Raw genomic sequence first — 22426 nt, forward strand, 5'->3', positions numbered from 1 at the left:
GTAACGTTCCTGCTGGGATGTTTAACTCTTCTGCAATCTGCGGAACGCTCTTTGTCTGTTCTTGAATGTACTTTACTGTCTTTTCTTTAAACTCATCACTGAACCTCTGTCTCATCTCACCCACACCGGACACCTCTTCCTCTTTGTAATTTAATTATCTGCATTCTCTTATGAGGTGTCCACTTTTTATTCTAGATCTAAATGTGTCTTTGTCGAGTAAGCCGTGTGGAGTTCGACCGACCACCATGCAACGATCGGAACCTGCTCGTCCTAGAAGCTTACTAAGCTGGTTACTCTAGACATCATAAAGTTCAAAAGTCGAACCAGGGATTGGCGGTCGATACCGTACGTAGCCGTACGTAGCGTTTAGCTGGAATTTCTGGAGTTAATTCTCCCTTTTTGGGCTCGATGAGGAGAATAACTGGAAAATGTCCATTTAATATAGCAATTATTGGTGTGAATCGAAAAAGAGTATGGAATTAACAGGTGTTTTTCCCTCTATTTATGTAAAAATGACTCTGTGGCCTATAATTAACAGGAGTTTTTCCATTAATTATAAAGGGTAGAGGGCTGTTTACTTTCATTGAGCTCTGATGTTGATGTGAGATGCTCCCCAATACGACAAGCCTAAAGCAGCGCGAATTTATGGCTGAGCCATGCTAATGCATTGCTTGTGGCAAGCCTCTAGGTTGGCTGAGCCATGCTAATGCCGTGCTTGTGGCTTTGCTTATGCCACACTTATGATTGGGCTGTGCCAATAATCTCATCGAGATACAGAATGATTTTCTCCGGGTTCCCCGAATATTGCGCCGCACGCATGTTGTCTTTGTCCAGCTTGGCCAGCGCATTTCTAAGTACCTCCTGTTCCAGCGCCTGGGGCACGACAACTACTCCATCGGCGTCACCGACGACGATATCGCCCGGATGTACGGGAGCGCCGCCGCATGAAATCGGAACGTTAATTTCTCCTCCACCAGCCTTGCCGCTGGCAGCAGCAGTAGTTCCTCTGGAGAAAACGGGGAAATGGAGCTTCTTAATGCCTAGAATATCCCTAATGGTCCCGTCAACGATAATGCCTTTAATTCCTAACGATTGGGCCATCCCGACAACAAAATCCCCTGCAATGGCGCGGTATTCATCCCCTTTGGCATCCACAACCAGAATGTCCCCGGGCTTGGCTTCCCTGATCGCTCTCAGCACCGCCATGTTATCCCCAACAGGCATTTGTACGGTCAAGGCTCTGCCGGCAATCCGGTATTCCTCCGTTAAAGGTTTAATTCGGGGATCCAAATTATTCATTCCCTGCATAGCATCGGAAATACAGGTTGTCGGAATTTGTTGAAATTGATCAATGATGTTGTGTTTCAAAGTAATCCCCTCCATAGAATAAACTCTCCCTTTGATTTTTAAGCCACTATATAACTATATATTTTGTCTCCGATTAAATGAAATTCAAAATCTTGATGGCCAGCAATAAAGAATAAGTATTATTTTTTCTCTGCGGCTTGCTCTAAACTGAAACCAGCTTGAGCTTTCAATAACTATCTGGAGGTCGTTGATATGTCCCAATTTTCCATTCCATGCGCAGTTTATAGAGGCGGTACTAGCCGAGGAATATTTTTTGTGAAAAGCAGCTTGCCCGAGGATGCACAATTGCAGAAAAAGATTTTTCTTCATGGGATCGACGCTTATAACGTTAATCAAATTAATGGGCTAGGCAGCGGGACCTCGCACACCAGTAAAGTATGTGTCATCTCCCAGTCGCTTTTGGACGGAGTGGATGTGGATTATACGTTTTATCAAATCGGAATCGGTGAAGAAATAATAGACGACAAGGGGACATGTGGTAATTTGATGGCTGCCGTCGGCGCTTTTGCTGTAGATGAAGGATTAGTTATAGCGAAACCATCCATTGACTATGTGAACGTGTCGGTATTTAACACCAATATCAAGAAAAAGCTTCAGCTGAAGGTGCCGGTTGTGAATGGCAAAGCGAGAGTGTCAGGCGACTATGTCATGCCTGGGGTATCGGGTACCGGAGCCCAATTTACCGTCGATATTTTGAACCCTGGCGGTGCAAAAACGGGAAAGACTTTGCCGATCGATGTTCTATTCAGCATGGAGACGGACAGAAGAGCTTATGAAGTATCATTCGTCGATGTGGTTAATCCTTTTGTGTATGTAGCGGCTAACGATTTGGGGGTAAAAGGAACGGAGCCGAGCAGCGAGCTGGCGATGAACGAAGGGCTGCTGGCAGAAATCGAAGCCATCCGCAGTCGGATGGCGATTCATGCGGGAATGGCCAAGTCCCTGGAAGAAGTCGCAGGCTCTGTTCCCAAAATCACGTTGGTAGCGGAGCCGCAGGACTATGTCACTTCTGGCGGCAAGCTGATCAGGAAAGAAGAAGTCGATATTGTAGCCAGAATGCTCTCGATGGGGAAATTCCATCGAACTTTCGCCGGGAGCGGGCTTTATAATCTTGCGGCTGCCGCCTTGCTGCAGGGGACCATACCCAATCGTTTTGCAGTTGCGAAGGACGGGGTTCAGGGCCAAATCATTCGAATCGGTCATCCGGAGGGGATTGCGGAGGTTCGTGTTTCATTGACAGAGGATGGCAAGGATGTTGCCTCCGTTGGGCTTGACCGAACGGCAAGGAGAATTATGAAGGGTGACCTGTACATTCCTGAATAAACATTAAGGCATTAAGAGACGGAGGAAGCCAACCATGACAGCAACACGAAATGATATTTATGCAGCCCGTTCCAATTTCACATTAAACGGGAAAACCTATTATTACTACCGTCTGCAGGCTTTGGAGGAAGCGGGTGCAGGCGCTATTTCCAGGCTTCCTTACTCTATTAAAATCATATTGGAATCCGTTCTGCGCCAATATGACGGGAAGACGATTACTATAGAGCATATTGAAAACCTTGCTCAATGGGGGACAGCGCAGATGAAGGAAAACGTTGATGTTCCCTTCAAGCCTGCGCGAATTGTACTGCAGGATTTTACCGGAATCCCTGTCGTCGTGGACCTGGCTTCTTTGAGAACAGCAATGAGCGATATGGGAGGGGACCCGGCGCTGATTAACCCTGAAATTCCTGTCGACCTTGTTATCGACCACGCGGAGCAAGTGGATCAATTCGGTACGCCGGATGCGCTTCAATATAATGTGGACCGGGGCTTTGAGCTGAATTATGAGCGGTATAAGTTTTTCAAATGGGCAACGAATTCCATCGACAAATTCCGTGCTGTGCCGCCTTCAACGGCCATTATCCACCAAGCGAATCTTGAATATTTGACTCCTGTCGTTTATAGCGTCGAAGAAGAAAACGGTGAATATCTTGCTTACCCCGATACCTGTTTCGGTACGGATTCCCATACACCCATGATCAATGGCATCGGTGTGGTTGGCTGGGGAGTCGGCGGCATTGAAGCTGAAGCCGGCATGCTCGGTCAGCCCTCGTGCTTTCCGGCTCCCGAAGTGATAGGAATCCGCTTGAGCGGTAAGCTGCCTTCCGGTACCACGGGAACAGATTTGGCTTTGTACGTAACGAATCTTCTGCGCAAGAAAAAAGTAGTCGGCAAATTTGTCGAGTTTTGCGGTGAAGGAGTTGCTCACTTATCCTTGGCCGATAGAGCGACGGTTTCGAACATGTCTCCGGAGAATGGAGCTACGATGACGATGTTTCCAGTCGATCAGGAGACATTGAATTACATGCGTTTATCGGGACGTGAGGAGGAGCAGGTTCAGCTTGTCGAAGCTTACTGTAAAGCCAACGGTTTGTTTTACACGCCTGAATCTGAAGAAGCCGTCTATACAGAAATTATTGATCTTGACCTTTCAGTGATTGAAACAAGCCTGGCCGGTCCGAAACGGCCGCAAGACATCATCCGACTCTCGGAAGTGAAGGAGACGTTTACAAAAGCATTGACCCACGAAGCGGGGAATAACGGGTATGGTCTGCCCAAAGACGAGACTGACAAAGAAGTGCTAATTCGCCACTCCGGCGGAGCGACGTCGAAGCTCCAAACAGGTTCTATCGTGCTTGCGGCCATAACGAGCTGCACCAACACATCGAACCCGAATGTGATGATCGGCGCAGGACTTCTTGCCAAAAAGGCAGTGGAGAAAGGGTTGACCGTTCCCCCTTATGTGAAAACCAGCCTTTCACCGGGATCAAAAGTAGTTACCGATTACTTGCGGAAAGCAGGCTTGCTGCTGTTCTTGGAACAGCTCGGATTCTATCTCGTAGGTTACGGCTGTACGACTTGTGTGGGCAATTCCGGACCTCTTCCGGAAGAAATTGCAGACGCGATTACTCATAATGATATGATCGTATGCGGCGTTCTTTCCGGGAATCGTAACTTTGAAGGACGTATTCATCCTCTTATTAAAGCCAATTTCCTTGCTTCCCCGCCGCTTGTAGTTGCCTACGCTATTGCGGGTACGGTAGATATAAATCTTCGTAACGAACCGATAGGCAAGGACCAGGAAGGGAAGAATGTATATTTGGCAGATCTATGGCCATCTGAAGCGGAGGTTCAAAAGATAATCGCCGAGTCCGTAACTCCAGAGCTGTTTAAATATCGCAACGAGCGGATCTTTACGGGAAATAGGGATTGGAATCATCTGGAAACCGCCGAAGGTTTGCTGTATGAATGGGATGAGCAGTCAACGTATTTGCAAAACCCGCCCTTTTTTGAAAACATGTCTCTGGACCCTAGGGGAATCCGCCAGCTTCAAGGGTTACGGGTGTTGGCCAAGCTGGGAGATTCGATTACTACGGATCATATTTCCCCGGCAGGCGGCACGATCCCGCCTAATAGTGTCGCTGGGAAATATTTGATGGACCATGGTGTCCCAACAGGAGACCTGAGCTCTTACGGAGCCAGACGGGGGAATCATCATGTCATGATGCGCGGGGGGTTTGCCAATATCAGGCTTCGCAACCAGGTAGCAGCGGGCACTGAGGGAGGCTTGACGACGTATTTTCCAAGCGGGGCGGTTATGCCGATCTACGATGCAGCCATGAAGTATCGACAGGACGGCACAGGATTGATCATTATTTCCGGAAATGATTACGGTATGGGTAGTTCACGCGATTGGGCGGCGAAAGCTACTTATCTTCTTGGTGTTAAAGCGGTTATTGCACAAGGCTTTGAACGTATTCATAGAAGCAATCTTGCCTTGATGGGAGTTCTTCCTCTTCAGTTCAAGGAAGGAGAAAATGCCGATTCGATAGGTCTTACTGGCACGGAGGTTTTTGAAATTGAAATCGATGAAAGTATCAGGCCGCGACAAATAGTAACTGTATCCGCGGTGGATGAGAAGGGAAACCAAAAGCGATTCGAGGCATTGGTGAGATTCGATAGCGAAGCGGAGATCGATTATTACCGCCATGGCGGAGTATTGCAAATGGTACTTCGCAGCAAGCTGGCGCGGGCGAATAATCATTCCGATTAGTGGCATTTGACGAAGGGTTGGAATGAAGCATCTTCGAGATCGTCGGTAGTATAACACGACCCTAAGCTTAAAAAAGAGTAAGACTCTAAAACCACTACTAATGTGTGGTTCTGGAGTCTTTTTTGAGCTTTCAATTGGTTGGAAAGTCGAAGGCCACCGTGGTCTATTATTGCAACATTTACCTGGCAGCAGCTTTAGTGCAGAGGATTATCATATGATAATCATATATTATATTAATTACTTGATGGTAGCATAATATATGATTATTTTAATTAATTACTCAATAAACTGAGAATATCGCCTAATACACATAATTTTCAAATAATTCATTGACAAATAATATACGATTATATATTATTGCTATATTATCATTTTGTTAATGAGAACTATAAGATTTCTTTCAACAAAGGAAAGGCGGAAGTGAATGAAGGAGAAAGAAAAAGGAGTCACTACGGAGTATATTTATAATTTGTTAAAGGAGCAGATTTTTGAGTGGAAATTATCTCCCGGACAAAAGATTAATATTGATCACCTGTCGAAGGAGTTAAATATTAGCCCAATCCCTTTAAGAGAAGTTCTTTCCCGTTTTCATTCCGAGAAGCTGGTCATACTAGAGCCTTATAAGGGGTATCGGGTCAGCGGGATTTTGGATGATCAAAGTATGACGGATATGCTGGAAGCTCGAATTTTAATTGAGACGCATGCGATTCGCAATATAATCCGTTATAATCGTCTGCATATTTTGGATGGAATGACCCGCTTAATGGAGCAAATCGCATCGATTAAGATGGGTTCATCTTATAAGGAAGTTCTTGAATTCAATCAATTGGATCATCTGTTTCACTTAACTATGGTTAAGGCAACGGAAAATTCATTTCTTACCGATGCGTATGGAGGGATGCATTGTCATCTGCACATCGCTCGTTTTTATCATGTAAGAGGTGAGGTGGATCAATATGAGGCTTCAGCTGAGCATGAGGAAATTGTAGAGGCCATTCGATCCCGTGATATATATCGTGCTGAGGAAGCTGTTACTAACCACATCTGGGATGCGAAAAATCGTTTGTTGCAAAAAAGGGATAAGGATTTAAAGAAGCTTTGATTTTCTTAGAAGGGAGCTAAATCATCTTGGATTCAGTGTGGATACCCCAAGGATTTGCTCTCTCTTTATGAAACTTTTTATGAAAAGTTTGGCAAAACCGGCAGCATGTGCACGATACATACAGTTTTGTAAGCGCTATCTTATAATTGGATTGATTATTAGCTGGAGGTGATACGGGAATTCACATGAGTTGCGGGGCAAAATGGTAAACGATGTATTAGCAAAAATCAGGAGGGGTTAAGAAATGAAGAATACCAAAGCTATAGCTCTGATCGCCATGTCAGCCGTTGCTTTAAGTGCTTGCAGTTCAACCAGTCCAGCGCCAGTTGCAAGTACGCCAGCTCCAGGCACATCGGCACCAACAACTACAGTACCCAAATTCGATCCTAATAAAAAAGTAAGCATTAAATATTCTTTCTGGGGCGATACAGATACAAAAGCTTTGCATGTCGCCGTAGTCGACGCGTTCATGAAAGAGTACCCGAATGTTACGGTTGAGCCTGTGTACATTCCGGCGGAGTATTTAACCAAAATTCAAACTACATTCACCGGCGGAACCCAACCGGATCTCATCAATTTCACGGCTAACGACTTAATTTCTTTTGCTGCAGCCGGAGTATTGGAGCCGCAAACCAAATGGATTAAAGGTGAATGGGATAAGGAAAATTTCGGCGACAACTTTGAGAGATTGATGAAAGCGATGGAATATAACGGGGAGATATGGGCTTTGCCTCGGAACTCAGCGGGCAGAACGATCTTTTACAATAAGCGGATTTTTGACGAGGCCGGCGTGAAATACCCGGATAGTACCTGGACATGGGATACATTAATTGAGCAAGGAAAGAAGCTGACGAATAATAGCACCGATCCGAACAAGAAAGTATACGCGATTGGCTTTCAAGGGGAAATATCAGACATAAGCGCAAGTTACATTTGGCAAGCGGGCGGCGATTATTTCAGCCAGGACGGGAAAAAATTTATTTTTAACTCGCCTGAAAGCAGAAAGGCACTCCAGTATTTACACGACCTTATCTATGTTCATCAAATTGCGCCAAACCCGAGCGTTTATACGAATGGAACTCCGCAGTCCTTATTTATGAATGAAAAAATAGCCATGCATTTTGATGCGGGATCCTTTATTGCAACTATGCAAAAGGCTAAGTTCGAATGGAACCTTGCTTTGTTCCCGATGGGACCCAAAAATCGTCTAGGAGCTTTGTCTCCTACAAGCTTAGCCATACCGAAGGCGAGCAAAAACAAAGAAGCGGCCTGGGAACTAGCCAAGTTTATTAACGGGCCAAAAGGTCAGGAAATTCTGATCAGCACCGGGTTCTCCGCACCTGTCAGAAAGTCCATACTGAACGATGAGAAAAAGTATTTGCCAGGCGATAAATTTAAAGTGGACCGTAAAGTCGCATTGGAAAGCTATACGGATCATTCCGGTGTAAAGCCTACCAATCCGGTATGGACGCAAACCGATACTATTATTAAAAAATATTTGGGTCTTTATTACCTTGATAAGAACGGTAAGATCGATGAATCGTTGAAGCTCATTGAGAATGAAGTTAACGCAATAATGCCTAAGTAGTTTTTTTGAAGCCATGTTCAGTGTTAGGGATCTAAGAAAAGACGTAGGGTGACCGGATGAGGATTGAAGCCCCTTCTTGTCCGGTTTCATAAATAAATATTGAGGGGAATGCAGCATGTCGAGGAAATTTTTGTTAAATGACACGATGGTAGCTTATTACTTTTTGTTGCCCGCCATAATTGGATTCGGTATTTTCACCGCAGTTCCGTTGGTGACATCCCTTGTTATTTCCTTCTATGAATGGAACACCTTGTCGAGTCCGAAGTTTATTGGTTTTGGAAACTTTATCAAAATTTTTACAGAGGATAAAATATTTTGGATTGCTCTGGAAAATACATTCTGGTATGCGGTCGGAGTTGTTCCGTTAAGCATCGCACTGGGATTGGCAGCCGCCTTATTGTTAAATCAAAAAATACTCGGGATTGCCCTGTGGAGAACGGTGTATTTCCTCCCTGTAATGACTTCGACAGTAGCTATTTCGCTGGTCTGGAAGTGGCTGTATAACCCTGATGTCGGTTTAATTAATGTGTTATTGAGGGAAATGGGCGTTCAGAATCCTCCTACATGGCTAACCAGCACCACTTGGGCTTTACCTTCGATCATCATTGTAACGATTTGGAAAACGATTGGCTACAATATGGTTATTTTCCTGGCAGGCTTGCAAAATGTTCCCAAGGAATTATATGAAGCAGCTGAAATTGACGGATCGAGCAAGTGGAATATGTTTTGGAAAATTACGCTTCCTTTGTTGCGGCCTACTACCTTTTTTATAACGGTGATTTCGATTATCCACTCTTTTCAAGTGTTTGGATATGCGCTGATCATGACGGAAGGCGGTCCCGGCGCTTCGACAAACACGTTGGTTTTATACATCTATCAGCAGGGATTCAAATATTTCAATATGGGCTATGCTTCGGCAATTGCTTGGGTTTTATTCCTTATTCTTTTAATCGTTACTATGATTCAATCCTATGTCAATCACCGAAGGGAGGCCGCATAATCCATGGAAACTGTCCAATCTACGGCAAAAGCGTCCATCGCCCTGAAAAGGTCGACCCTGCAGCGGATTACCGATTTGATAACGTACGCGATTCTAATTACTTTTTCCGGAATAATGATCCTCCCTTTTATTTGGATGGTATCCTCTTCTTTGAAAAATTTGGACGAAGTAAGCGAAATTCCGATTCGTTGGATTCCTGAGACATTCCGATTTAGCAATTATGTGGAAGTTTTTCAAAGCATTCCGATGGGACGATTTATTTTAAATTCCTTTTTTGTTGCTATTTCAGTAACGATATTGGCGATATTGGTTTCTTCCCTGGCAGCTTATGCGTTTGCACGACTGAATTTTAAAGGGAAAAGCACTCTCTTTCTATGCTTCTTGACAACAATGATGATACCGCAGCAGGTAACGATGATTCCCAACTTTTTGATTATGAAGGAATTCGGTTGGTTGAATACGTATAACGCATTGATTTTTCCCCAATTATTTACGGCTTTCGGGGTGTTTATGTTAAGGCAATTTTTCCTCTCGATCCCTGTTGAGCTTGAGGAAGCGGCAAGAATTGATGGGTGCAGCCGGTTCAGAATTTACTGGAACATTATGATTCCGTTGGCTAAGCCTGCATTTGTAACTTTGGGCATATTTCTTTTCCTGGGCGAATGGAATTCATTTCTATGGCCGCTCATTGTTATCGATTCTGTAGATCTACAGCCGATTCAAGTTGGTTTGCGTACGTTCCAAGGAGAGTTTACTACTCACTGGCATCTTATGATGGCAGGAGCCTTTATAGCTGAATTGCCCGTTTTATTGTTTTATGTCTTTTGTCAACGGTACATTATTGAAGGCATCGCCACTTCAGGGATCAAAGGCTAGTAATGAAACTAAATTCATTGGAGGTTTTATGCATGAAAATCACGAAGCTGGAAGCTGTAATTATTGTAACGGAAGTTAAAAATCCGATGAAGGACGCGCTGCACACTTATGATGCAGGCACTCGAGTAGTAACCAAGATCCATACGGACGAAGGGATTATAGGGTATGGATCGAGTTTTTTCGGTAGAGGAAAAGCAAGCGGAGCGATATTGAAGCTGATGCTGGAATCAGAGCTGGGACCGCATCTCATTGGGGAAGATCCCCATTTTACTCGTCAAATCCGCAAGAAGCTGTGGAGTATCGCTGACTACCACGGTGCAGAAGGCTTCTCGCATTTCGCTATTTCAGCAATAGATATTGCGCTGTGGGATATTATTGGAAAAAAAGCCAATCTGCCGACTGCGAAGGTTTTAGGCGCTGTTCGTGACCGTATTCCTGCTTATTGCATGGCTGGATGGTATGTCGATACAGAAAAGGAATATGTCGCAAAATGTATCGAAACCGTGGAAGAAGGATTTAAGGCCATTAAACTTAAAGTAGGTAAATATTCTTTGGAGAATGATATCGAACGGATCAAATTAGCGCAAAGAGAAGTAGGACCTGACATTAAAATTATGGTTGATGCGAATCAGGGATTTGATGAGAAAGAAGCGCTTCGTCGGGGGAGAGCTTATGAGCAGCTAGGTGTCCGATGGTTTGAGGAGCCGTTGATTCCACAACATAAGGAAAGCTCTGCAAGATTGGCCCACGCGTTGGATATCCCGATAGCCATTGGAGAAAACTTTTATTCCAAATTCCAATTCTACGATGCGGTTCAAGCCGGAGCTGCCTCGATCTACCAACCGGATAACCGGAGAGCCGGAGGACCTACGGAATGGCTGGAAATTGGAGCTATTACCGATGTGGCTGGACATCATATCGCAAGCCATGGCGGCGGACCGGCAAATGTGAATATGCTGTGCGTTCTGCCTAACGCGATCTTCCTGGAAAGCGGCAGCCTGAAAAAAGAGGATGGCCTGCTGAAAACTCGGCTAACCATGGTGGACGGGGAAGTACTGCTTCCGGATGTACCGGGAATGGGAACGGAAGTAGATGAAGAGTACGTTGAGAAATATCGGGTGGATTAGAAGGTTGGAGAGAAGAATACCTCGGCGGGTAACCGGGGTGTTCCTTTACATGGGGGAGGAGCTGGAGAATGTCTAAACATACAGTGGAAGCGTTAGGAAATTTGGTTAACGGGCAATGGATAATCGGCTCAGAAACGTTTGATGTTCTCAATAAATATACCGGAGATGTGATTGTTAAAGTGACCAAGTCATCCCGTGAGGATGTTAGTCATGCGATTGGCAATGCTTTGGAAACGTTCAAAACAACGAAGCTGACACCTTATCAAAGGTATGAGATTTTAATGAAAGCAGCCGAACTGTTTAAACAGCGGAAAAAAGAGCTTGCCCTGACGATTGTTCGGGAAGGCGGCAAGGTGCTAAAAGACGCCAGCATGGAGATTGAGCGGGGGATTCAGACGTTCATCGCTTCTGCTGAGGAGGCGAAGAGACTGCAAGGGCATGAAGTTCCTGTTCAAGGGCAGCCAGGCAGCGACAACAAAATCGCCTTTACTTTACGTGTACCTGTAGGTGTCCTATGCGCAATAACGCCGTTCAATTTCCCTTTTAATTTAGTAGCTCATAAAGTTGCGCCTGCACTTGCTGCAGGCAATACGGTTATATTGAAGCCGGCAGGCGTAACACCGCAGATTGCCGCCCAAATGGCAGCCATATTGTTGGAGGCAGGCCTTCCGCCAGGTTTTTTAAATATCGTAAACGGTCCTGGAAGAGAGATTGGGCAATATTTATTAGAGGATGCCCGCATAGCGATGTATACCTTTACCGGTAGTACGGAGGTTGGCAAGCAGATTAAAGCATCCTCCGGTATCCGCAAGGTGACCTTGGAGCTTGGCAGCAACTCGCCGAATATAGTTCACAAAGATGCGCCGGATTTAGCTAGAGCTGCCCAATTATGTGTGAGTAAGGGCTTTACTAACGCAGGGCAAGCATGCATTTCCGTACAGAGGATTTATGTGCATCAAGACATATATGCAGCTTTTGTTGAAAAGTCAATTGAAGCCGCATCGAAGCTAAGAGTGGGCGACCCCGAGCTTGATGAAACCGATATTGGCCCGATGATTTCCGAGAAAGAAGCAGCGCGAGCCGAGCTGTGGATTCAAGAAGCTGTTCAACAGGGGGCGACGATCGCTTACGGGGGCCATCGGGAGGGCGCCATTCTATACCCAACCATTATGACCAATACACTGGCTTCGATGAAGGTGATGTGCCAGGAGGTTTTTGCACCCGTAGTTTGCATTACTCCTTATAGCGACATTAGTGAAGCTCTGAATGCAGCGAATGATTCCAATTACGGACTGCAGGCTGGTATTTTTACATCGGATCTTCAAATGGCCTTTAAGGCGGCCAAGGAATTGGAGTTCGGTGGCGTTATTATCAATGATGTGTCGACGTTTCGAGCCGATATAATGCCCTATGGCGGTGTAAAGGATAGCGGATATGGAAAAGAAGGTCCGAAGTATGCCATTCAAGAAATGACGAATGAAAAATTAGTTGTTTTTGATATTTAGTCGAAGAGAGATGATCAGCATATGAGGGATACATGGTCTTATTTCCCATCAGGGAAAATTATATTCGGCAATGGTGCCATTCATAAATTAGGCGAGCTTTTGAAAAACATGAATGCCCGTAATATATTCCTCATTACCGATAAGGGAATCGTTCAATCCGGCATACTGCATACGGTTTTAAATATTTTGGAGAAAGACAAATTCCAGGTTAAAGTGTTTGACGGGACGACTCCGGAACCTCCGGTTTCGAAAGTGCTGGAATGCTATGAATATGCCAAAAAGGAAATTAATGCGGATGTCATCATCGGGCTGGGTGGAGGAAGCAGCATTGATTTGGCCAAAGTCGTTGCCCTCCTGGTAGCGCATGGCGGACAGCCGCAGGATTATTTTGGCGAGAACGCTATTCCATCTGCGATTGCTCCCTTGATAGCTATACCTACAACGGCAGGCACGGGTTCTGAAGTGACATCGGTAGCTGTCGTAACGGATACGGTCAATAACATTAAAGTTGGGATTTCCAACAATTATTTGAGACCGGCGGTTGCTTTATTGGATCCTGAGCTGACCATGCAGCTGCCTCCCTATGTAACTGCGTGCTCGGGCATTGATGCTTTGGCTCATGCGATTGAAGCTTACCTGGCCAAGGATTTTAAATATATCCAGGCAGAAGGCGACATTTTATTTCAAGGCTCGGCTCCGATAAGCGACACCTTAGCTTTGCAAGCGATTGATCTCATTTCCAAAAATCTGGTAACTGCTGTCCAACAAGGGACTAACCTGGAAGCACGCTCTAACATGCTTTTGGGCAGCTTGCTAGCCGGATTGGCTTTTTCCAATGCGGGTACGGCTGCGGCTCATGCGTTGGCCTACCCGATAGGCGGATTATCCAAATCACCTCATGGAGAAGTAACAGGCCTTCTGCTGCCGTATGTCATCAGCTACAATGCCCGTACTACGGGGGAGAAAATCGATAAGCTGGCTCAAGCCATGCATATTCCTGCTTATAATCTCCAACCGGCATCGGACAAGATTCAGTTGGTCGTCTCCCATATCATCGATATTTTGCAGCAGATTGGATTGCCGACTCGACTTCATTCGATTGGGATTACGAGGGAGCAGCTGCCTGAAATCGCGGAAAAAGCGATACAAATCGAACGGTTAATTCGAAACAACCCGCGCGCAGCAACTGTAGGAGGCTTCATTGATTTGCTTGAAAAGGCCTACTAATTTTCGGGAGAGGATTTCATGAAGGTTGTCATAACGAGACGTATTCCGGAAAGCGTTAAGCAAAAGCTGGACGCGAATTACACCACCTATATGTGGCCAGAAGAAAATGTGCCGATTCCATATGAGCTGCTGCTGGAACAAGTAAAGGATGCCGACGCTTTGTTCACCAATGTATCGGATCGGATAGATAAACATGTATTTCAAGCGGCTACCAAGCTGAAGGTTGTCAGCACGATGGCGGTTGGTTACGACAACATAGATATTGAGGAAGCAACCGCAAGAGGGATACTTGTAGGGCATACACCCGATGTTCTGTCGGAAGCAGTGGCAGATTTGACGTTTGCGCTCTTGCTTTCAACTGCACGAAAAGTAGTGGAGGCCATGAGCTTCATCAAGAAAGACAGCTGGAGAGGCTGGGGGCCCATGCTTTTGACCGGGCAAAATGTTTACAACTCCACAATCGGCATTATCGGCATGGGTGGAATTGGAAAAGGAGTAGCCAGAAGGGCTGCCGGCTTCGGTATGCGAATTTTATATCATAACAGGAGACGAAGAGAAGATATGGAGCGGGAGCTGGGTGTCGAATACAGCTCGCTGGATAGCTTGCTTCAAGCTTCGGATTTTGTAGTGATGCTGGCTCCAGCCACTCAGGAAACGCGTAAGATGATAGGCAAAAGAGAGCTTTCGCTAATGAAACCAACCGCTATTTTGATTAATACCTCCAGAGGAAGCAACGTTGATGAAGCCGCCCTTATAACTGCATTAAAAGAACGCCAAATTTGGGGAGCCGGCTTGGATGTGTTTGAAGTCGAGCCGATTCGTGCGGACCATCCTTTGATCGGTCTTGATAATGTAGTGCTGCTGCCGCATATAGGAAGCGCTACCGTAGCTACCAGGATGGAAATGGCCGAATTGACTGCTCACCATATCCTAACGGGATTAAGTGGCGAGAGGATAAGAAATCTTGTAAACCCTGAAGTTTACAGGATCAGAGGTTCAGGGATGAAGCGGTAAAGCAGGATTGTGGCCATTGTAATCTATGGTTTTACGAATTTAATAGACTGTGGATACAATGGCCCGCAATACTTCATGAAAAACATTTGCATTTCATAAAGAAGCCTGATATATTGGTATTTGCCGCTGATTTAGCGGAACGGAAATACTTTCTAGCTCCTCCAATCTTAGGACTAGTGGTCAACCGTGGGGAGTTGATGTCCCCTGCACATAGAATTACGGGACGTAGCTCAGCTTGGTAGAGCACCTGGTTTGGGACCAGGGGGTCGCATGTTCAAATCGTGTCGTCCCGACCATTTTTTGCAGATGTAGTTCAATGGCAGAACTTCAGCTTCCCAAGCTGGTGGCGTGGGTTCGATTCCCATCATCTGCTTAATAGAAATCAGAAAAAATCCGTGATGATTCACGGATTTTTTTGTGTTCTCAGACTGAATATTCGTAACCTCCCCAAACACCTTCGTTTTTTCTATGTCGAAAGCACCAAAAATGCCATAAAAATAGGAAAAATGTAACAATTAGTAAAGAAAATGCTGTATAATGGAGACTGCTTTTATTTGTAAATTATGGTATCGGGAGGCAAGAGAGTGTCCATTAAATTAAAGGCAGCAAACTTCTTGGCACAATGGAAGCGAGTCGTTCCGGAGGTGTCCAAGCTGTTGGTTTTTACCATGCTCTTTTCTGCTATATTTGGCGGATGGGGCGGTATATGGGGAGGGGCACAAGAAGTGTATGCAGACTCTGCGCCCGGACTTACGGATATAGGGGCCTCATATGCGGCGAAAGAAATTGAAGCGCTGACCAAGTCAGGAATCGTTTCAGGTTATGGAGACGGAACCTTTGCTCCACAGAAGGAAATGACAAGAGCCGAGCTTGCTAAAATTGTCGCCATGGCTCTTAATCTAAAGGAAGAGCCGGCAGCTGCGGATGCATTTATCGATGTGCCGTCTAATGCATGGCATAAGGGCTATATCGGTGCCTTGGTTAAAGCGGGAATCACTCAAGGGATATCTGCTTCAAGCTTTGCACCGGACCAAGAAGTGACACGGCAAGAGCTGGTCGTCTTCTTCATTCGAGCGTTTCAAATGGAAGAGACGGCGAAGAAGCTCGCGCTGGACATTCCGTTTGCTGATGCAGAAGACATAGCGGCTTGGGCTCATCCCCATGTTGCGCTTGGCTTCAAGATCGGCTTCATTAATGGTGTAGAAGCTGCTGGGGGGAAGCTGCTTTTTGCGCCCAAGGCCAGAGCGGATCGACAGGCATTGGCTCGTCTAGCTTATGAGTTTATTGAAAATAAAGATGTGTATAAGAATAGAGTCCAAATCTTAGCAGCACTGCCACCAGAGAAACCAAATGAGCCAACGCCTGTATTAACAGGTGGAGCAGGAGGCGGCGGTGGAGGCGGTGGCGGTGGTGGAAATACAACCGGGACCATCACAGCACCAGTAGTTGCATCTGTGAACGCAATCTCAAGCTCTACCGTGGAAGTAACCTTTAATATGGCAGTAACGTCTGTGTCGAGTGAGCAGTTTACATTGGATAATCAACTAATCGTAAGCTCAGCTCAATTGAAAATAAATCCGGGCAACATCGTGGTACTAACCACCAGCACGCAAACAGCAGGGCAAGTCTATAAGCTGTCTTATAATGGAATTCAAACAGGTAAAAGCTTTACTGGCAAATCCCTGGCATCGGATGTATTAAATCATGCAGGCTCCTATAAGGGAGATCTCCAAATTAATGCACAGGATATTATTCAGAATAATGGTGTTACTTTTGGTCCAGAGTCTGGACAAGCAATCGTTGAAGGAACGCTTACTCTGGATCCGGGCGCCACAGGCAGTGTAACCCTCCGTAACATTCAAGCAACCAATCTGGCAGTGAAGTCCGGAGCCTCTCATACGGTGAAGCTGGATAAAGTAAATGTTACAGAAGAAATGACGGTTAATACGGCTAATCAATCGGAACCCGTTAGAATTACGACGAATGGCAGTACCCAAGTAAAGAAAACAAAGATTGGCACGAAAGTTAAATTAGAAGCAATTCAAGGAACGGGGAGTCTTGGGACGATTGAAGTTGAGACGACCATGCCGGACCAACAAGTCGAGTTGACGGGTGAATTCGAGCAGGTTATCGTTTCTCGAGGAGCCCAAGGAATCCAGCTATCCTTAAACGCTGGGACTAAGGCTAGTAAAATTATGTTGAATGCAGATATAAAGCTTGCAGGGGACTGGGATGCAATAGCTTCTGTACCTTTGGAGTCGGCGAGCGGTGTGAAAATTGATGCACCCGTTGATGTATTGGCTAAGCTTCGTGCCAAGGCTTTAGAAAGAGCCCGGACTGCAATCCAGGCTTTGAAGCTAGCAACGGATTATTCCGCAGCGATTGAAGAAGAGATTGAAGCTGCACGCAGATTGGTGAATACCGTTGTTTCCCTGGGAGGAACGGAACTTGAGGTACCTACTGACAGGTTAGTTCGAGCTGAGACTATGATTAAGCAGGCAGCTTTGAAATATGCAACTGAACAGCTTTCTGTTGGTTTTGCGGGAGCTGATTCTGCGGAATATGTGATAGAAACTCTCAAGCTTCCGTTAATGGGGGCAGCCGGAACAACGATTAGCTGGAGTTCCAATGATGAAGCAGTTCTTAGTCCAATTGGAGTCGTTCATCGGCCAGCAGCTGATCAGTCTAACCAGAAGGTTACGCTGACTGCGACTATAGTAAAGAAGGATCTAACTACAGTCAAACAGTTCCATTTAATTGTAATTTCACTCAATCAAGCTCCAATAGCTAAAGCGCTGGAACGTCAATACATTTTTAACAGTCAGGCAGATATGGTTTTGGAAGGAAATCAGCTTGCTACTGACCCGGAGCAGGGCTCCTTGTCGGTTATTGCGGCTAGCTCGGATCATGAAGACATTGTGAAAGCTACGGTAACAGGCAGGATGCTTTATCTTCACCCTGTTAAGGGAGGGACAGCAAGCGTCACGGCTAAAGTAAGTGATCCGCAGGGACTTGTGGTCACGAATATAGTGCAAATAACAGTAGTCTATGTGGACATTAAGGAATATGGTTCGTTGGGTAATAAAAGTATCTATATGAACGGGAATTCCAGCTTCGCGGATAACATTCATGTAAGGCTTGTCTCGCCATCAGGCTTGAAGAGGAATTATTCGCGCGATGCCGGCATTGTGATGGCCTCAGACGGAACCTTCACTCTGCAAACTGAAACGGGAATGGAATCCGGGAATTGGAGTTTTGAGGTTGTCGCTGCAGCCGGGACTAAAGAGCAATCTATATCTGTAGGACAAATCCTTATCAGGGAGCCTGCAAAGCCGACAAATCTCACGGATTCTCCAAGTATTGTGGGCAGTGTGTTGAATGATGGTATGCCGATAAAGGGCAATTCTTCTCCTGGTGCTCATGTTGTTGCGCGAAATGGCCAATCTGAGATATTAGCAGCGGCAGATGCGGATGGAGAAGGTCATTTTACATTGAACTTACAGAAAGAACTGTGGTTGAAATCCAATGAAAGCATCTCGATTACAGCCAAACTTCCGGATCTTCCGGAAAGTAACCCGTTGCCTATCGCAGTGGCGGCCTCATCAGTCCAAACCCCGCAGCCAACACTGACAGGAGAGCTTTATACCGATGGCGGCGCGTTCGAAATAGCAGGCCCTTTGGGAAGCATTATGCTGATGCAGAACGAAAGCGGGCAAACCGTCAATTGGAATGAATTGAAAACGGGTGCTCTATATTTTTCCCTCGATCAAGAGTTCATGGCAAATAAAAAGATTAATCTCTATGTTCGCCAACCAGGGAAAGCGCCAAGTGAACCGCTAGTACTTACAGTCCAGCCTGTTAACGGAAAAACTACAGCTCCAGTTGTTGCTACAGTAGTTTATGAGAACACTAATTATTTATCCGGTTATACAGAGCCTTACTCTAAAGTGAAGATTCGTAAGCAGAATGGGTTACTGGTTGCACAAGCCACTTCATCGCGGAGCGGAATGTTTAATTGGCACCCTGATACTACGAACGTCAAAGCTGGAGAAAAGTTGATTTTTACGGCAGATGCCTACGGGAAGACGGAAAGCGAGCAAACGTCTGTCACGGTTAGTGCGTTAACCGGTCTAACTAAAGCGCCCAATGTTAGCGGAGCGGTTTACACTAATGGGGGAGTTTTGTCAGGGGAGGCGGATGAGCGTTCGGACATTTATTTCCGTAGAGGTTCGGGAATCTTCATGCAATCTCATAATAATAAGATCGATTTTAGCGCCGTTATTACAAGCGTCAGTGGCTTTAGCACCGGTGAGAGTGTAATGGTGAGTGCGATAGCGCCAGGGAAGGCGGAAAGTGAGAAGGTTGTATTCAAGGTGCAGCCCGTTCAAGGGAAGAGCCCTAGGCCTTTGGTAAGTCCATTTTACGAGGGTTCTAATTCCATCAAAATCAACAATGCTGAGGATGGTTTTATCGTAATAACCAGATCTGACGGTACAGTAGTGAGTCGAGGCGCGACGTTAAAGGGCTTGTCCGAAACGTATTTTTATAAACAGTCGTTCAAGGCTGGAGAAGTCCTTCAGGTGGCTTTGGAAGCGTTTGGAAAACAAATCAGTGACGCGGTTCCTGTAATCGTATTATCATCTATGGGACAGACTCCGACACCTAAGGTTACAGGCTCTGTATATGCCGATGGCGTGGGGCTAAGTATTTACAATGTTTATACATACGGCACTTTACGTCTCACAAGAGAGGATGGCACGATTTTCTTTCTGTCTGACATAGGGGGATCTCTGAAATTAAGCTTTACCGCAGAATTTATAGCCGGGGAAATTTTGAAGGTTACTGTTCAATCGGTAGGAATGAGGGAAAGCGATCCAGTCTATCTGCAAGTACTCCCGATTTCGGGACAAACACCTGTACCTTCGGTGAGCAGTACTTTGTATGATCTTCCTCCAGGCAGCAGCACCTTATCTGGTCAGACATTGCCTTATTCTGTACTAATCCTGACTCGTAGTAATGGGGAAAGTATGGGCACCGGGAATGCGGATGAACGAGGCATATACACCATGACTATTCAAAAGTCTCTGGTTGCGGGAGAAACTTTGCGCTTAATTTCTGATGCACCTGGTATGGCAAAAAGCGAACCCAAGCTTATTCAGGTTCAAGCCGCAGTAAAGACAGCGAAGCCAAGCGTGGCCTCGTCGGTTTATATCGATCAAGGTCTGTTGAGTGTCAGGGTAGAGAATTATTCGAAAATTACGGTGAAAAAAGCGAATGGAACGATCTTATGGGATAATTGGGCAGGTAATATTTCTTTTTACCTTGATGTAACCAAACTTGTTGGTGGCGAACAGCTTACTCTAACCGCGACTGAGGCCGGGAAAAAAGAGAGCGATCCATTCTATTTTACGGTTCTTCCGCTTCAAGGTAAAACCGGTACGCCGACTATGAATGGTAAAATATATGATACAGTTACTGGCTATATCTATGGTTATGGGGAATCTAATGCCAAGATTGAAATAAAACGTGCCAATGGCACAGTGATTCTTTCAACTACAGCATCCTATGACGGATACTTTTCTTATTATGTATACGGAAACTTGGTGGCCGGGGAGATTATAAATTTAACCGCAAAAGTATATGGAAAGGCCGAAAGCGACCCCGTTTATATTACAGTTGCTCGTGCGCCGCAAGCAACTGCGCCTACCGTTACATCAAATGTGTATACAGATGGTGGCTGGCTGGAAGGAAAGACGGAGGGGTATGCAACCCTTCTGTTGAAAAGAAATGACGGTACTGAAGTTGCATGGGGCTACAGCTCCTGGGTGTATGATAATGTTACAGGGTCTAATAGCTATCAGTATTCGATGAACCTGATGACCCATACTTTTGTAGAAGGAGAGGTTCTCCAGCTAGCTGCCAGAGAAGACAACAAAAGCTTTAGCAATCCAGTGTACCTGACTGTATTGCCGGTGCGAGGGACAACAGCAACACCTAGCGTTAATGGGACTGTATACGCGGAAATTTCAAGCTATCTTTATGGTTCGGCAGAGCCCAGGGCTTTGGTAGTTCTCAAAAAAGAAAATGGTGGAACAAGCTCTTCTACGTATGCTAACAGTAACGGATCTTTCTCTTTATACACAGATTCGTATAGTTTACGTGAAGGCGAGAGGCTGACTCTGACAGCTGATGCTGCCGGGAAAGCTGTAAGCAGCCCTATTCATTTGATAGTGTTGGGCAAGCCACAACTGCCCAAGCCGACTGGTGTAATATCTAATGTATATGCAGATGGCGGCGTGATACGCGGTTATATGAGTGTCCCGGCTGAATTGCGTCTAACTGATGCAAGCGGAGGCTACATTGCTTCACGAAGTGTGAACGGAAGCTTCACGTTCATTTTCTCGTCGAACTGGCTTACTTCTGGACAAATATTGAACTTGACAGCCTATGAGACGTACTACAAGCCTAGTGATCCCATCCTAGTGCCAGTGCTCCCGGTAGAAGGAACAACCTCAACTCCTACGGTGAAGGGAGTCGTTTACGAACAGACGAATAGTTCGTTGTCTGGACGAGCGGAGCCTTATTCCATAGTAGAGCTAAGGACAAAAGACAATCAAGATTTGATTGCAAGAACAGATGCGGATGCTCAGGGGAGTTATGCTTTTAGCTTTTATTTACCTTCACGGGTAATGCCAAATCAATACGTGATACTTACAGCGGATGCTTATGGCAAGATGAAGAGTAATGGTTTGGAATTAATAGTTACAGCCATACCGGAGACAACGATCCCAACCGTCACAGGCAGTGTATACACGTCAAGTAGCTTGCTGCAGGGGGTCAGCGAGCCTAATGCCTATATCTTAATAGATATACCGAGTTATGGAGTGTTGGGGGCGTACAGCGATTGGAAGGGTCAATATTCTTTGTCGCTAAATAGCTATATGGAATTGAAGCCTGGAACACTCATCCAAATAAAAGCACAAGCATCAGGGAAAAGGTGGAGTTTACCGAGGGTGGTGACGGTACTTGCTACACCTTCGGTTACACTTAACGTGTATAAAGTCAGCATGTCGAGTACAGCATCGGTCCAAGGAGCAGTGTATCAAGCATTTCTGGATGATTCATTGAGGATTAATGGACTAGATAATCCATATATTCTGAAACAGGCAGGTCCTTATCTGATTATTGACTTCAATATCCAACTAAACTCTTTTCAACCGAAACTATATGTAACAACAGCGGATTATTCTCCAAATGGGACGATAACAGGGGCCGTATACAAAAGTGTCAGTGGATCTTCCTTAATAATCAAAACGCTGGAATTTTTTCAGTCAGGTCACGATTACGATATCAGTATTGATGGCTTGATGATGGGGGACTCGGTATCACCAATCATCGTTAACCCTGTACTAATTTATTTACGCAAATATTAATTTATTAATCTTCGTTATAGGGTTACTTCCAGCCGCTGGTCTATGACCAGCGGCTTTATGGTCCGTTCTAGAGTGGTACGTCATTGT

Annotated in this window: 13 protein-coding genes and 2 tRNA genes; 13 read left to right on the top strand and 2 right to left on the bottom strand. The window is 45.5% G+C overall.

Going from position 1 to position 22426, the window contains the following annotated elements; translation table 11 throughout:
- Positions 1-115: transposase (locus NV381_RS30440; protein WP_258212789.1), on the bottom strand; the 115-nt coding region annotated here is incomplete at its 3' end.
- 623 nt (positions 116-738) lie between these two features.
- Entirely contained in the window at positions 739-1368 is a 630-nt protein-coding gene (locus NV381_RS30445; RefSeq protein ID WP_258217085.1) for an RraA family protein, read from the bottom strand.
- Positions 1369-1560: 192 nt separating this feature from the next.
- On the opposite strand from NV381_RS30445, the gene NV381_RS30450 reads away from it, so the two are divergent.
- The 13 genes from NV381_RS30450 to NV381_RS30510 all read left to right on the top strand — a co-directional run bounded on the left by NV381_RS30450 (position 1561) and on the right by NV381_RS30510 (position 22339).
- Positions 1561-2691 carry a PrpF domain-containing protein gene (locus tag NV381_RS30450; protein WP_258217086.1) on the top strand — a complete coding sequence of 377 codons (1131 nt, stop codon included), beginning with the start codon at positions 1561-1563 and terminating at the stop codon, positions 2689-2691.
- Positions 2692-2725: 34 nt separating this feature from the next.
- Positions 2726-5467 (top strand): aconitate hydratase AcnA, encoded by a 2742-nt coding sequence (gene acnA, locus NV381_RS30455; protein WP_258217087.1) that lies wholly within the window; start codon positions 2726-2728, stop codon positions 5465-5467.
- A 424-nt stretch (positions 5468-5891) separates the two neighbouring features.
- On the top strand, positions 5892-6569 hold the full coding sequence (locus tag NV381_RS30460; RefSeq protein ID WP_258217088.1) for a GntR family transcriptional regulator: 678 nt from the start codon (positions 5892-5894) through the stop codon (positions 6567-6569).
- A gap of 244 nt (positions 6570-6813) precedes the next feature.
- A complete protein-coding gene (locus NV381_RS30465) occupies positions 6814-8157 on the top strand; it encodes an ABC transporter substrate-binding protein (RefSeq protein ID WP_258217089.1) in 1344 nt (447 codons plus the stop codon).
- Positions 8158-8272: 115 nt separating this feature from the next.
- The gene (locus NV381_RS30470; protein ID WP_258217090.1) at positions 8273-9157 is read left to right on the top strand and encodes a carbohydrate ABC transporter permease; all 885 of its coding nucleotides are present in this window, start codon (positions 8273-8275) and stop codon (positions 9155-9157) included.
- 3 nt (positions 9158-9160) lie between these two features.
- Complete coding sequence (locus NV381_RS30475) at positions 9161-10033, top strand: carbohydrate ABC transporter permease (protein ID WP_258217091.1); 873 nt, start codon at positions 9161-9163, stop codon at positions 10031-10033.
- Between the two features lie 32 nt (positions 10034-10065).
- Positions 10066-11160 (top strand): mandelate racemase/muconate lactonizing enzyme family protein, encoded by a 1095-nt coding sequence (locus NV381_RS30480; RefSeq protein ID WP_258217092.1) that lies wholly within the window; start codon positions 10066-10068, stop codon positions 11158-11160.
- A gap of 68 nt (positions 11161-11228) precedes the next feature.
- Entirely contained in the window at positions 11229-12665 is a 1437-nt protein-coding gene (locus NV381_RS30485) for an aldehyde dehydrogenase family protein (protein ID WP_258217093.1), read from the top strand.
- A gap of 21 nt (positions 12666-12686) precedes the next feature.
- Complete coding sequence (locus NV381_RS30490; RefSeq protein WP_258217094.1) at positions 12687-13892, top strand: hydroxyacid-oxoacid transhydrogenase; 1206 nt, start codon at positions 12687-12689, stop codon at positions 13890-13892.
- Between the two features lie 18 nt (positions 13893-13910).
- Positions 13911-14906, top strand: coding sequence for a 2-hydroxyacid dehydrogenase (locus NV381_RS30495; protein ID WP_258217095.1), 996 nt, complete (start codon positions 13911-13913; stop codon positions 14904-14906).
- A gap of 219 nt (positions 14907-15125) precedes the next feature.
- Positions 15126-15202 (top strand) — tRNA-Pro (locus NV381_RS30500).
- A 6-nt stretch (positions 15203-15208) separates the two neighbouring features.
- Positions 15209-15279: transfer RNA gene (locus NV381_RS30505), tRNA-Gly, on the top strand.
- A gap of 211 nt (positions 15280-15490) precedes the next feature.
- Positions 15491-22339: an Ig-like domain-containing protein gene (locus NV381_RS30510; RefSeq protein WP_258217096.1), complete on the top strand. Its 6849-nt coding sequence runs from the start codon at positions 15491-15493 to the stop codon at positions 22337-22339.
- The last annotated feature ends 87 nt before the right edge of the window (positions 22340-22426 follow it).

The sequence above is a fragment of the Paenibacillus radicis (ex Xue et al. 2023) genome (genome assembly GCF_024722015.1).
Taxonomy (GTDB): domain Bacteria; phylum Bacillota; class Bacilli; order Paenibacillales; family NBRC-103111; genus Paenibacillus_S.